Source organism: Halobaculum magnesiiphilum (genome assembly GCF_019823105.1).
Taxonomy (GTDB): domain Archaea; phylum Halobacteriota; class Halobacteria; order Halobacteriales; family Haloferacaceae; genus Halobaculum; species Halobaculum magnesiiphilum.
Genome location: NZ_CP081958.1, coordinates 1,118,270 through 1,130,853, shown reverse-complemented (window position 1 = coordinate 1,130,853; position 12,584 = coordinate 1,118,270). Strand labels below are relative to the sequence as shown.

At 71.5% G+C, this 12,584-nt stretch carries 12 protein-coding genes; 4 read left to right on the top strand and 8 right to left on the bottom strand.

Annotated elements, in window-relative coordinates; genetic code table 11:
* Window positions 1-48: 48 nt before the first annotated feature.
* The 3 genes from K6T50_RS05710 to K6T50_RS05700 form a co-directional block, all read right to left on the bottom strand.
* The gene (locus K6T50_RS05710) at window positions 49-1,329 is read right to left on the bottom strand and encodes an amidohydrolase (RefSeq protein ID WP_222608435.1); all 1,281 of its coding nucleotides are present in this window, start codon (window positions 1,327-1,329) and stop codon (window positions 49-51) included.
* An 89-nt stretch (window positions 1,330-1,418) separates the two neighbouring features.
* Window positions 1,419-1,865 carry a universal stress protein gene (locus K6T50_RS05705; protein ID WP_222608434.1) on the bottom strand — a complete coding sequence of 149 codons (447 nt, stop codon included), beginning with the start codon at window positions 1,863-1,865 and terminating at the stop codon, window positions 1,419-1,421.
* Between the two features lie 107 nt (window positions 1,866-1,972).
* A complete protein-coding gene (locus tag K6T50_RS05700; protein WP_222608433.1) occupies window positions 1,973-2,281 on the bottom strand; it encodes a DUF7964 domain-containing protein in 309 nt (102 codons plus the stop codon).
* A gap of 192 nt (window positions 2,282-2,473) precedes the next feature.
* On the opposite strand from K6T50_RS05700, the gene K6T50_RS05695 reads away from it, so the two are divergent.
* Window positions 2,474-4,138, top strand: coding sequence for a flippase activity-associated protein Agl23 (locus K6T50_RS05695; protein WP_222608432.1), 1,665 nt, complete (start codon window positions 2,474-2,476; stop codon window positions 4,136-4,138).
* 258 nt (window positions 4,139-4,396) lie between these two features.
* On the opposite strand, the gene K6T50_RS05690 is transcribed toward K6T50_RS05695, so the two are convergent.
* On the bottom strand, window positions 4,397-5,353 hold the full coding sequence (locus K6T50_RS05690) for a transcription initiation factor IIB (protein WP_222608431.1): 957 nt from the start codon (window positions 5,351-5,353) through the stop codon (window positions 4,397-4,399).
* Window positions 5,354-5,581: 228 nt separating this feature from the next.
* Between K6T50_RS05690 and K6T50_RS05685 the strand changes: the two genes are divergently transcribed.
* On the top strand, window positions 5,582-6,016 hold the full coding sequence (locus K6T50_RS05685) for a DUF7961 family protein (protein WP_222608430.1): 435 nt from the start codon (window positions 5,582-5,584) through the stop codon (window positions 6,014-6,016).
* A 3-nt stretch (window positions 6,017-6,019) separates the two neighbouring features.
* Window positions 6,020-6,691 carry an METTL5 family protein gene (locus tag K6T50_RS05680; protein ID WP_222608429.1) on the top strand — a complete coding sequence of 224 codons (672 nt, stop codon included), beginning with the start codon at window positions 6,020-6,022 and terminating at the stop codon, window positions 6,689-6,691.
* Window positions 6,692-6,719: 28 nt separating this feature from the next.
* On the opposite strand, the gene K6T50_RS05675 is transcribed toward K6T50_RS05680, so the two are convergent.
* The 4 genes from K6T50_RS05675 to K6T50_RS05660 form a co-directional block, all read right to left on the bottom strand.
* A complete protein-coding gene (locus tag K6T50_RS05675; RefSeq protein ID WP_222608428.1) occupies window positions 6,720-8,423 on the bottom strand; it encodes a rhomboid family intramembrane serine protease in 1,704 nt (567 codons plus the stop codon).
* Between the two features lie 78 nt (window positions 8,424-8,501).
* The gene (locus K6T50_RS05670) at window positions 8,502-9,677 is read right to left on the bottom strand and encodes a M24 family metallopeptidase (RefSeq protein WP_222608427.1); all 1,176 of its coding nucleotides are present in this window, start codon (window positions 9,675-9,677) and stop codon (window positions 8,502-8,504) included.
* A gap of 94 nt (window positions 9,678-9,771) precedes the next feature.
* The gene (locus K6T50_RS05665; protein WP_222608426.1) at window positions 9,772-11,133 is read right to left on the bottom strand and encodes an isochorismate synthase; all 1,362 of its coding nucleotides are present in this window, start codon (window positions 11,131-11,133) and stop codon (window positions 9,772-9,774) included.
* A gap of 329 nt (window positions 11,134-11,462) precedes the next feature.
* A complete protein-coding gene (locus K6T50_RS05660) occupies window positions 11,463-12,065 on the bottom strand; it encodes a sulfite oxidase-like oxidoreductase (RefSeq protein WP_222608425.1) in 603 nt (200 codons plus the stop codon).
* A 218-nt stretch (window positions 12,066-12,283) separates the two neighbouring features.
* Between K6T50_RS05660 and K6T50_RS05655 the strand changes: the two genes are divergently transcribed.
* Window positions 12,284-12,499: a ribbon-helix-helix domain-containing protein gene (locus K6T50_RS05655; protein ID WP_222608424.1), complete on the top strand. Its 216-nt coding sequence runs from the start codon at window positions 12,284-12,286 to the stop codon at window positions 12,497-12,499.
* The last annotated feature ends 85 nt before the right edge of the window (window positions 12,500-12,584 follow it).

Here is a 12,584-nt window from a genome sequence, read left to right as displayed (position 1 = left end):
TCGGGGAGTACGATTCGCCGACCGGCGGCGAGACTGGGGATGTTGACCTCAGGGACGTGTCTCGGCGATCGCCAGCACCGCCGCGGTGAGGAAGTCGACGCCGATGTCCAACGACTCCTCCTCCACGTCGAAGGTGCTCGTGTGGTGGCCGCCGGGGTGGCTGGTGCCGACGCCGACGTAGCTGGCGTAGCCGCCGTTGTCCTGGACCGCCTGCATCATGTAGGTCGCGTCCTCGCTGCCACCGAGTTCGTCGCGCTCGATCACGTTCGTCACCCCCTCCACGTCGCCCGCGACGGGCGCGATGGCGTCGATCAGCTCCTGATCGCTCGTCGCCGAGGGGGCGCGCCCGAGCTGCTCGATGTCCACGTCGACCTCGTGCATGTCGGTGGCCGACTCGATCACTGTCTCCGCCTTTCCGTCCATGTACTCCATTAGCTCGGTCGTGCCGCCCCGGACCTCGCCCTCGACGAAGCACTCCTCCGGGATGATGTTCGTCGCCGTCCCGCCGCCGACGATCCCGGCGTTCACCCGGGTCGGCCCGTCGGCGTGGCGGGGGATGCCGTAGAGGTTCTGGATGGCCGCCGCGGCCGCCTGTACCGTGTTCTTGCCCTGCTCGGGGTGCCCCCCAGCGTGGGACGGTTCGCCCTCGAACTCGGCGAGGAAGTGCGAGACGGCGAGGAAGCCGTCGATGCCGCAGATCACCTCGCCCGTCGGGTGGTCGAGTCCGACGTGCGCGGCGAGGAAGTACTCCACGTCGTCGATGAGGTCCGACTCGGCCATCGGCTCGCCGCCGACGATCTGCTCCTCGCCGGGCTGGAAGAACACCTTCAGCGTGCCCTCGAACTCCGAATCGAGGATCTCGTCGATGAGGCCGAGGCCGAACGTCGCGTGCGCGTCGTGGCCGCAGGCGTGCATGTAGCCCTCGTGCTCCGAGCGGAACCCCTCGCCGGCGGGCGCGTGCTCGCCGTCCTCCGATTCGAGGATCGGGAGGGCGTCGATGTCGACGCGGACGCCGATCACCGGCCCCTCGCCGCGTTCGAGCACCGCGACGGCGCCGGTGTAGCCGCCCTCGATCTCGGCGAGCACGTCCTCGCGGGCGCCGGCCTCGCGGGCGCGCTCGAACCACTCGGCGAGCTCGTCGTCGTCGGGGACGTTCATCCGCTCGGCGCCGAGGATCTCGGGACCGTAGTGAACCGCGGTGAGGTCCCGGGATTCCAGCTCGTCGACGATCCGGGCGGTGGTGTAGAACTCGCACCACGCCGGTTCCGGGTGGCGATGGAGGTCGCGGCGGAACGCCGACAGCTCGTCGTGAGCGACAGTCTGGCTCATACTCGGGTGTCCGCGCCGTCCGGCTTAAACCCGAGTCTTGCGGAATCGTCGAGGGCGGTCGAACGCGCCGACCTCCCTCCGTCGAGTCGTCACTCGGCGTCCGCGTCGTCCCCCTCGTGTCGGACCGTGAGCACGGGCTGGTTCGCCGAGCGAACGACGCGCTCGGTGACCGACCCGAGGAGGTAGCGGTCGAGTCCGCGGCGTCCGTGGGTGCCCATCACGATCATGTCGATACCGTGCTCGTCGGCGTACTCGAGGATCGAGCGGTAGGCCGTCCCGGAGATGACAGACTCGATCACGGGCAGGTCGGCGTCGTCGGCCGCTTCCGCGATCCGGGCGACGGCGTCCTCGCCCTCGGTTTCGAGCGCCTCGGCGACCACGTCGGTTCCGGCCTCGATGGCCGAGTAGGCGGTCGCGTCGACGACGTACAGCGCGTGTACAGTCGCGTCGAAGCGGTCCGCCAGCGTCACCGCGTGCTCCACGGCCGCGTCGGCCGCCGGGCTTCCGTCCGTCGGCACCAGGATGTCGTCGTACATCGAGCGCACCTACGAGCGCCAGTCGAAAAAGTCGGCGGCCGGTTTCGGTCGGTCCTCACCGATCGGCGTCCTGCAGACGGACGCTATCGACGGCTCGTGTCGCCGGTTCACTCCGCCCGGTTCGCGCGAACGGCGTCCTCACACGCCCGCAGCGCCTCGTACCGGTCGGCTTCGTCCTCGATCTCGACCGATTCGACCACCTCCCAGGCGCCCCCGAGGAAGTCGAGCCCCTTCACCCACGCGTCGGTCGCGAGGAGCAGTCCCTCGGCGCCGTCGGCGGCCGCGTTGGCGTCGGCGGCCTCGGAGTCGGTGTCGCTCTCGACGGCGACGGCGAGCTCGACCGAGTCGGCGCGGTTCAGCGAGGCGACCTCGCCGTCCGTGAGCGGACGGCCCGGCAGGGATGCGACCAGCGACATACCCGTCCGTCGGCGACCGGGCGGAATGAGCGTGTCGCCTCGTGGCGACCGTCGCCTCATAGCGATCGTCTCCGTCTCACGACTGCGACTCGTCGCGACCGTCGTCCCGTCCCCCGGCGCCGATGAGTCGATGCGGGGGTCGGATCGGGCGAAACCCGAAGACATACTACCGCGGCGGGGACACGGCCGGGTATGTCCGACGGCGACGGTACCGGCGCGACGCGGCCCGCGGGACTCGACCGAACCGTCCTCGCGGTCGCGGCCGTCGTCGCGCTCGCGCTCGTCGCCCGCTTCGCGTTCCTCGGCGCCCGTCCGTTCCACTGGGGGGAGGGACGGGTCGGCTACTGGACGCTCCGCTATCTCGACACCGGCGTCTACTCGTACCGCCCGGCGGCGGGCGGTCCGGTCGTGTACCTCGCGACGCGGTGGGGGATCAACCTCCTCGGGACCTCCGATGCGGCCGCCCGCTCGGCGGTCGCGCTCGTCGGGGGGCTGCTCCCCGCGGCCGCGCTGCTGTTTCGCGGCCCGCTGCGCGACGACGAGACGGTCGCGCTGTCGGCGCTTTTGGCGGGGTCGCCGCTGCTCGTCTACTACTCTCGATTCCTCCGCGGCGACGTGCTCGCGGCCGCGTTCGGCCTGCTGGTCGTCGGCGGCGTCGTCCGCCACCGAACCACGGGCGCACGCTGGCCGATCTACCTCGCGGCGGCGGCGCTCGCGCTCACGCTCGGCTCCTCGGGGTTCGCCGTCGTGTACCTCCCGCTGTGGCTCGTCGCTGGCGCGCTCGTCCTCGACGAGGCGCGTGTCGTAGGTGTCCCGGCGGCGGCGCACGCGCGCCTCTCGGCCGGCGTCGCGTGGCTCCGCGCCGAGTCGACGACGCTCGCCCGGGCGCTGTTCGTGTTCCTCGGGGCGGCGCTGTTGGTGTTCGCCCCGCGCGGGGGCGGAATCGAGCCCGGGCTGTGGAACCCCGCGACGTTGCCGGCGGCGGTGTCGTTCGCGTTCGTCGAGGCGCCCGAGCGGTTCGTCGCGCTGCGGTTCACCGCGCGCTTGACGCCGCCCGCGGACGGCAACTCCTTCCTCCCGGCCGTCGCCGGTTACGCCCGAACCCTCGTCGTCACTGCGTGGCCGGCGCTGGCGTTCGGGCTCGTCGGGTTTCTCCGGGACCGCTACAGTTCGGGCACCCGAGGCGTCGTCGCCTTCGGCGCGTACGCCGCCGGGTTCGGGCTGCTCGCGTTCCCGATCGCCTCGATGGGCGTCGAGCCGTGGACGGCGGTCCACGTCGTCCCGCTGCTCGCGCTTCCCGGCGCCGTCGGCCTCGCGTGGGTCGCCCGCGGCCTCCGCTCGCGGGCGACGGCGAGCGACCCCGCGTGGCTCGTCGCCGTGCTCCTCGTCGTCTCGACGGGGCTCGTCGGCTACGGCGCGACGGCAGCCGGCGTCTACGCCGACTCCGAGCCGGGGTCCGAGTTCGCGCAGTTCGCCCAGCCGTCGGACGACATCGACCCGATGCTCGCGGCCGCCGAGGCCGCTATCGACGAGAGCGACGGCTCGGCGGGCGCGGACGTGGCGTACGTCGGCGACCGACTGGATACCGAGCAGGAGTACGCGCTCCCGCCGGTCGCCGCCGGCGACCGCGACGCGTGGGGGGCGCGGCTCCCGCTCCAGTGGTACTTCGAGCGCATGGACGCCGAGACGACGAGCGTCCGGACGGCCGCCGAGTTCGGGTCCGACGCGCCGCCGGTGGTGGTCACTACGCCCGACCGCCGCGTCGCGGTGAACACGAACCTCGGCGACGGCTATCGCCAGTACGACCTCCGGCTGGGGCTGTGGGACCGGCAGGTCGTCGTGTTCGTCGAACAGTGAGCGGGACGCTCGGTAGTGGCTGACGGGCGGTCGCCGCCGAACGGGGATCCGGTTCGGCGTTCAGTACACGCGACGGATGACCGCACTCGCTCACGGCTGCGCCGTTCGCATCGAGGCCTCCGATTCGTCGACCTCGCGTTCGCTGACCGTCGCGCGGCGATACTCAGGTCACGGCGGGCGTGGTCCCGCTATTGCAGAAAAAGGTTCGCGGGGCGTCGTCGGGTCGGTGTCGTCGGTCTCGTCGGTCCTCGCCGTCCGTCAGCGGAAGCCCATCGCCTCGATCTGTTCCTGATACCGGTTGCGGATGGTGACCTCGGTGACCTGTGCCACGTCGGCGACCTCGCGCTGGGTTTTCTTCTCGTTACACAGCAGGGAGGCCGCGTAGATGGCGGCGGCGGCGAATCCCGTCGGCGACTTCCCCGAGAGCAGGCCCTGCTCGGCGGACACGTCGATGATCTCGGTCGCCTTCGCCTGCGTCTCCTCGCTGAGGCCGAGCGCGGAGGCGAACCGCGGGACGAACTGTTTCGGGTCCACCGGCTTCAGTTCGAGGCCGAGCTCCTGGGAGATGTAGCGATAGGTCCGGCCGATCTCCTTCTGTTCGACCCGCGAGACCTCCGCGACCTCGTCGAGCGACCGCGGGATGCCCTCCTGCCGGCAGGCGGCGTACAGCGCCGCCGTGGCGACGCCCTCGATGGAGCGACCGCGGATGAGGTCCTCCTTGAGCGCGCGGCGATAGATGACGGAGGCGACCTCGCGTACCGAGCGCGGAACCCCGAGCGCGCTCGCCATGCGGTCGATCTCCGAAAGGGCGAACTGGAGATTGCGCTCGCCGGCGTCCTTGGTACGGATGCGTTCCTGCCACTTGCGCAGGCGGTGCATCTGCGACCGCTTCTCCGAGGAGAGGCTCCGACCGTAGGCGTCCTTGTCCTTCCAGTCGATTGTCGTCGTCAGCCCCTTGTCGTGCATCGTCTCCGTCACGGGCGCGCCCACCCGCGACTTCGACTGCCGCTCGGAGTGGTTGAACGCCCGCCACTCCGGCCCGCGGTCGATCTGGCGCTCGTCGAGAACGAGCCCGCAGTCGTCACAGACCAACTCCCCCTGGTCCGCGTCCATCACGACGTTGTCGCTGGAGCACTCGGGACACGTGAGCTCCTCGTCCGACTGTTTCTCCGACTCGCCCGCCTCTCGCTGTCGCTGTCGGCTCGGACCTTCCATTAATAAGTCTTCTGACGCGGCTCCTATTTAAACTTTTGGGGCAGCTCGGTCGGGAGATTCGTCCCGAAGACGCGCCGTGAACGGCCGTATCGTCCGTTTCAGCGGTGTCTGACGAACCGATAGGTATGTCACCCCCGGATCGACGGCGGGGTTCCGCTGGTTCGTCCTCGCGAGATAACTATGGGGCATTCACAAACGCTTTTGTATTACCGGATATACGGATCGGGTATGAGCACCCAGTCGTCCACGCACGTCCGGCGGGCCGTCGCGACCGCCGAGCCGGTCGACGCCGAGCCGGTCACCATCGACGCCGACGCCCTGCCGTCGACTGCCCCCGGCGACCTGCGCGACCTCCGCGCGGCGCTGGCCGACGAGGGGTACGTTCCCGCGGGGCTACGCGTGCAAGCGGAGTTCGAAGCCGACTGTTCCATCGAGACGCAGCGGGAGGCCGACCGGCTTCGCTCGCTGTTGCGCGCCGCGAGCCACCTCGGCGCGGGGGAGCTGGTCATCGACCCCGGCGCGGTCGCCGACCCCGCGAAGGTTCGCCCGGCGCTCGACGCGCTGACCGAGCGCGCCGACCGCGAGGGCGTCTCGCTCACCGTCGACGGCGGCCTCGGCGTCGACGCGGACGCCGACCGAACCGACGGCGACGCCGGCGCCTGAGGCGTGTCGAGCCGACGCGCGCTGGAGGGCGAGCTGGCGGTCGTCGCCGGCTTCGCCGACCCGACCGCCAGCCTCGAACAGTATCCGACGCCCGCGGACGTCGCCGCCCACGTCGTCCACCTCGCGGACCTCCGGGGCGACGTAGCCGGACGGACCGTCGTCGATCTCGGCGCTGGCACGGGGATGTTCGCGCTCGGCGCCGCCCTCCGCGGCGCCGCCCGCGTCGTCGGCGTCGAACTCGACGCCGGCGCTCTCGGGGTCGCCCGCGAGAACGAGCGACGCGTCGGCGCTCGAACCGAGGTTCACTGGGTGTGTGGGGACGCGACGCGGCCGCCGCTCGCGCGCGACCGCCTGACTGCCGAAGGTCCCGTCACCGTGATCATGAACCCCCCGTTCGGCGCGCAGACCGGCAACGAACACGCCGACCGCGCGTTCCTGGAGACGGTCGCCGACCTCGCGGACGTCTCCTACTCCGTCCACAACGCCGGCAGCCGCGAGTTCGTCGAGTCGTTCGCCGGCGACGCCGGCGGCGGGGTGACCGACGCGTTCGCCGCGACGCTCACGCTCGACCGGACGTACGACCACCAGACGAGCGAGTCTGCCGACGTGGACGCCGAGGTGTTCCGGATCGAGTGGGACCGCGGCGGGGATAGCCCTCCCGCCGGCGACGACTGAGGACCGTTCGGTCCCCGTCGCGCCCCGATCAGCCGTTTCGTCCGTTATACTGCTCCTTCGTCGCCACCCGCACCCGAGTCGGCGCGGTCGCGTTGTCGGCTGAGGCGCTGCCGGTCACCTCGCCGGCCAGCGCGAACACGGCCCGTCCGTCCCGGACGAACGACAGCCCGTTCGCCGTCACGGTCTCGTTTTGGTCGGGAACGGGCGCGGCGACGCTTCGGTTGTCACCCTCGACGAGCAATTGAAAGCCGGAGTCGGTCGGGACGACCGAGACGTTGCGCCCCTCGATCCGCGGCTCCGCGGTCGACGCGTTCGACAGGAACGCGAGCGTCGTCTCGCCCCCGTGGGTCAGCCGCACCAGGTAGGCCGGGCCGTCGCCGCCGACGGTCGTCCACCCGCTGCGGGTGACGGTGACGACCTCGCGCCAGCCGACGCCGCCGAGGACGACCCGCTGTCGCCCCGAGAAGGCGAGCCGGCCCTTCGAGACCGCGGTCGTCCAGACGCCGCGGTCGGGGTTGCGGACGACGACGCCGGAGGTCGTGACGCCGGTCGTCTCGCCGAACGCCTCCACGTCGATCACCGACACCATCCCGTTCTCGACGCCCTCGGCGTAGGTGACGTCGTAGCCGCGCACCTCGACCGGGTCTCCGGGGAGCGGCTCGTCGCCGACGGCGACGAGGTTGACCGCCACGGCCGGGCCCGAAAGCGCCGCGAGCACGACCAGCAGAACCGCGACTGAGCCGCGCCGGGGGGTGAGGTTCCGCAGCGCCTCCCGGACGGTGTCGGCCGCGGGCGCGTCGCGGTCGGCCGCCAGCGCCGCCACGAACACCGCGAGCAGGGCCACCGCGGCGAGGCCGATCCCCCGGAAGAGGACGAACGTCTCGCCGCCCCGGTACCAGTACACCGCCCACAGCGACTGCTCGACGCCGACGAGCAGCGCCCCGAGCGCGAGTCGTCGGGGGCGCGGGAGGTCGTCGCCGCGGGCGGCCGCGAGCCACGCCGCCGCGAGAACGCCGACGAGCAGCCCCAGCGCGTGGCCCTGGATCGCGATGTCGGCCCACCACGGCGTGATGTACGCCGGGCGGCCGCTGGCCTCGACGACCGGCGAGTTGAGCGCGCGGTAGGTCGTCGAGAGCAGTCCCGACGCCGACAGCGCGACGACGGTCCCCAGCGGGTAGTACACCAGCGCGGCGCCGACGAACGCGAAGACGACACCGGAGAAGCCGATCACGGGACCGAGCGCGAACGCGCCCGAGACGAGCCCGACGGCGATCGTCGCGGCGGGGAACAGGAGGAACGCCCGGGCGTAGGGGTTGTCGCGAACGGAGCCGAACGAGGAGCTGCCGCGCCGACGCGGGAAGTGCCCGACGGCGTACTCGACCAGCGGCGCGACCGCGAGCGTCCCGAAGAGGTTGCCCAGCAGGTGGCCGGGGCCGGCGTGGGCGAACCCCGCGACGGCGACGCCAACCGGCGCGAGATACGACCACGCCCGGAACGGGATCACGACGGGGTTGTACCAGTGACCCCAGCCGCCCTGGACGAACAGGTACACCGCGAGTACCACCGCCGCCACGGCGAGCGTCCCCCACGGGACCCCGAGGATCAGTCGGCGTCGGAGGGTGGGACCACGGTCCGTCCGCGCGAGGCGGTCCAGGGCGACGGTCGCGAGGACCGCGATGACCGCAGCGGCGACGACCGCCGCGCGGGAGGCGAGCGCGAGGTCGAAATTCACACCTGCCCTCCGGACCCGCCGCACTTCACCGTGCCGCTCCACGCGACAGGGGGCGACCTTCGAGTTCCGCCACCGGGCTCACAGCGTCCGCAACTCGGTCTGCGGGGGGACGACCCACTCGGTGCCCGTCTCGGTGATCCGAACCATCTCCTCCTGGCCGACGTACCCCCACTCGGTCGCGACGCCCAACTCCATCGTGTACACCTCCCCCGGACGGACCTCGTGGCGAGGCGCCTCGCCGTAGCGCTCCCACTCCGGACCGAGCAGGGTCCCCCCGTCGTGGGCCGCCCGGCCGACCTGGTGCCCGAAGGCGTGCTCGAAGGCCGGCCACCCCCGCGAGGTGGGCTCCTCGCGCGCGGCGGCGTCGACCTCGTGGCCGACGGCGCCCGGCCCGAGCGCGTCGTGGCCGGTGTCGATCGCGGCGCGCACGTCGCGGAACGCCGTCCGGAGCCCGTCGCTCGCCTCCCCACGAACCCAGAGGCGCTGGATGTCCGAGGCGTAGCCGTCGCGCCTGATCCCGAAGTCGACGTGCAGCAGTTCGCCCTCGTCGACGGTGTGGTCGGCGGGAAGCGTGTGCCCCACCTCGCGGTCGCCCATGTGGACCGTCGGGCAGTAGTCCCACGCCCACGCGGAGTCGAGGCCGCGCTCGGTCATCCGCTCGTGGAGGAAGTCGGCGAACTCCCGCTCGGTCGTCTCCGGCGTCCACGTCGCCGTCGCGGTCTGAAGCAGTTCCTCGGTTTCCGTGGCGGCCGCGCGGACGCGCTCGTACTCCGTGTCGGACTTCACGCCCCTGAGCCTGCGGATCAGGTCGCTCGCGCTCGTGAACTCGCGGTCGGGGAGGTACTCCCGAAGCTGGAGGAACAGCCCGTGTGAGAGCCCGTCGGCGACGACATCGTCGCGGTCGTAGTTGAGCGCGACGCGCTCGGCGTTCATCTCGTCGAGCACCTCCCGCAGCGGCTCGGCGATCGACTCGTCGTACGCGCGCACGTCGTGAACGCCCAGATCCCGGGCCGTCGGCGCGTCGTGGCGGCCGAGCACGACCGCCGACGAGTCGGGGGCGACGACGACCGCCGTCGGCCACACCACGTCGAACCCGAGCAGGTACGGGAAACACGGCTCCGGGCTCACGTCCGTCTCGCGGCCGACCGACAGCCACGCGTCCGCGTCGCCGGCGGCGACCGCCTCCCGCGCGGCCGCGACCTTCTCCCCGATGACGGCCGCGTCGACTCCCTCGACCTCGCCTGCGTCGCTCATGCCGGCGACTCGCGGCGACGGCTGTTAGTCGTTTGCCAGGCGGCCGTCGGGGCCGGAAGCGGTCACTCGCTCCGTTCGCTCACGGTCGCGTCGCTCACTCCGTCCGGGCCTCCCGCTCCAGTTCGTCCATGATCGGCCGCACCTTCGGCTGGAGCTCGTCCCACTCGTCGGCGGGGTCGGAGTCGCCGACGATGCCGTTGCCGGCGAACAGCGTCGCCTCCCGGCCGCCGGCGACGCCCGAGCGGATGCCGACGGCGAACTCGCCGTCGCCGGCGGCGTCGAACCAGCCGACCGGCGAGGCGTACCACCCGCGGTCCCACGTCTCCGTCTCGCGGATGGTCGACAGCGCCAGGTCGAGCGGCAGCCCGCCCACCGCGGGCGTCGGGTGCAGCGCCTCGACAAGCGTCAGGACGTGGGTGTCGCCGTCGAGGACGGCGTTGATCGGCGTCTGGAGGTGCTGGATGTTGGTGAGCTTGCGCACGTCCTGCTGGCCCTCCCCGACGGTGCCGAAGGCGTCAAGCTGCTCGCAGATCGTGTCGACGACGAGTCGCTGTTCGTGCTGGAGCTTGTCGGATTCGAGGAGCGAGCGGGCGTACTCGGCGTCCGCCTCGGGCGTGTCGCCGCGGGGCATCGACCCCGCCAGCGCCTCCGTCTCGACCACCTCGCCCTCGCGGCGGACGAGGCGCTCGGGCGGCGGGCCGAAGAAGCCCTTCCCGCCGGTCGGCTGGACGAGGAAGCGGTAACACTCGGGGTAGGTGCGTCGCAGGCGCCCGAGCGTGTCGGGGATGTCGATCTCCTCGGCGAGGTCGACGCGCAGCGCCGTCGCGAGCACCACCTTCCGGAGGTCGCCGCCCCGGATGCGGTCGATCACGCTCGCCACCTGGGCGGTCCACTCCTCGCGGTCGACGAGCCACTCCGTGTCGACGACGCCCGGCTTCTCTCCGCGGGCGCGCATCATCGGGAGGTCGTCGAGGCGGTCGCGGGCGGCCGCCAGCGCCTCCTCGGCGCCGTCGGCGTCCGCGTCCGGGCCGTACCGCGTCACGGTGAGGTAGGTGCCGTCGTCGACGCGGGTGAGCTGGACGGCCGGGAGCGTGAACGCGGCCGCGGGAAAGCCCTCCCAGACGCCCGCGGCGTCGTGGTCCGCGCCGAACGCGAGGCCGCCGAAGACGCGGGGGCGCGTCGCCGCCGGGCCCTCGTGGTCGACCACCGAGAACAGCGTCTCGGCGTCGCGCCGCAGCGTCTCGAAGCGGTCCGGTCCGTCGGCCGTGAGGCGCGCGGCCGCGCCGCCGCCGACCACCTCGAGGCCGTCGGGCGCGGCCCAGTGGATCCGGTGGCGGTCCCCGGCCGCGAGGAACGACCCGAAGGAGACGTCCGACACCTCGCAGCTCCGGCTCACCAGCGCCGCGTCCGCGTCGGGCACGAGCGCGGCACCGGCCTCGCCGTCCGGCGGGTTCATTACCCGCGATTGGGGTGGCCCGCTCTTTACGCCGTTGATTCTGGAGGCGCCCGCGGGCGTCTCTCCCGTCCTAGTCGCTGCCGCGGTGGCGGGTGGATGGGTCTGTGGCGTCGTTCACTCGGCCACGCTCTTCTTGTGGGCGGCTCGGCACGGAGACCTCGCCGCTGATGCCCGAGGCCTCGCTCTCGTTGTGGGCGGCTCGCCCACAAGCTCGCCGCCGTCAGCCGAGGCCTCGCTTCGCTCGGCCCGCTCTTCTTGTGGGCGGAGCGGCACGAGGACCGCTCCGCCGTTGTCCGAGGCCTCGTTCGCTTCGCTCACTCGGCCTCGCTCTAGCTGTACCGCTCTTCCTCCCACGGATTCGCGGTATCGGAGTACCCCCGCTTCTCCCAGTACCCGCGCTCGGGCTCGGCGAGGAACTCCACGCCGGTCACCCACTTGGCGCCCTTGTACGCGTACTTGTGGGGCGTGACGACCCGAAGCGGACCGCCGTGGTCGTCGGGCAGCCGCTCGCCGTCGTAGTCGTAGACGAACAGTACCTCCTCCCGGTCGCACTCCGCGAGGGGAAGGTCCGTCGTGTACCCGTCGAGGGCGTGGAACATCACCCACTCGGCGTCGTCGCGAACGCCGGCGAGCTCGGCCAACTGCGGGAAGGTGACGCCGGTGAACTCGCAGTCGAACTTCGACCAGCCGGTGACGCAGTGGAAGTCCTGCCGCTGCGTCTCCGCGGGGAGGTCGCGGAACTCGTCGTACGTGAACGTCAGGTCCTCGTCGACGGCGCCCCACACCTCGAAGCGCCAGTCGTCGCGGTGCCAATCGGGCGTCCCGGACTTCGAGAGAACCGGGAACCGGTCGGTCTTCCGCTGGCCGGGCGGGAGCCGCTCGTCGGAGAACTCCTCGTAGAGGTCCGTGTGGTCGGTGACCTCGCTGCTCATACGTCGAAAAGCCGCCGCGCTCACGTGAGGCTGTCGGCTCCGGTCGGCCGCCGGCGCGCCCGCGTGCCCGATGTCCGGATCCGCGTCGGGATACCGCGTTAGACCAAGATCGCTTTCGTAAACTGGAACTAGACCACACCGATCTCAAAATATCACTTTCTACAGAGACAAGCATCCCCCGCTGGTTTTAAATACTACGTCCGTCAAGCCCCGCGTAGATGCCGAAAGTCGAGATCACGGTCCCGGAGCACCTCGAGATGCAGATCGCCCAGATGGTCGAACAGGGTGAGTTCGTCAATCGGGAGGAGGCGATCGAGGAGCTGATCTCAACCGGGATGAAGGCGTACAAGACGAGCGGTCCGCAGGACAACGAGACGGATCCCGAGTTCGAGGACGACGGGATGATGGGACACGAAGACGAGTACGTCTTCTGAGGCGGGCCGCTCCTCGCGCCGTCGGCTCCCCGTCCCTTCTTCCCTTTTCCCTCCGATACGTCCATCTTCGTCGCGACTGTCGCCG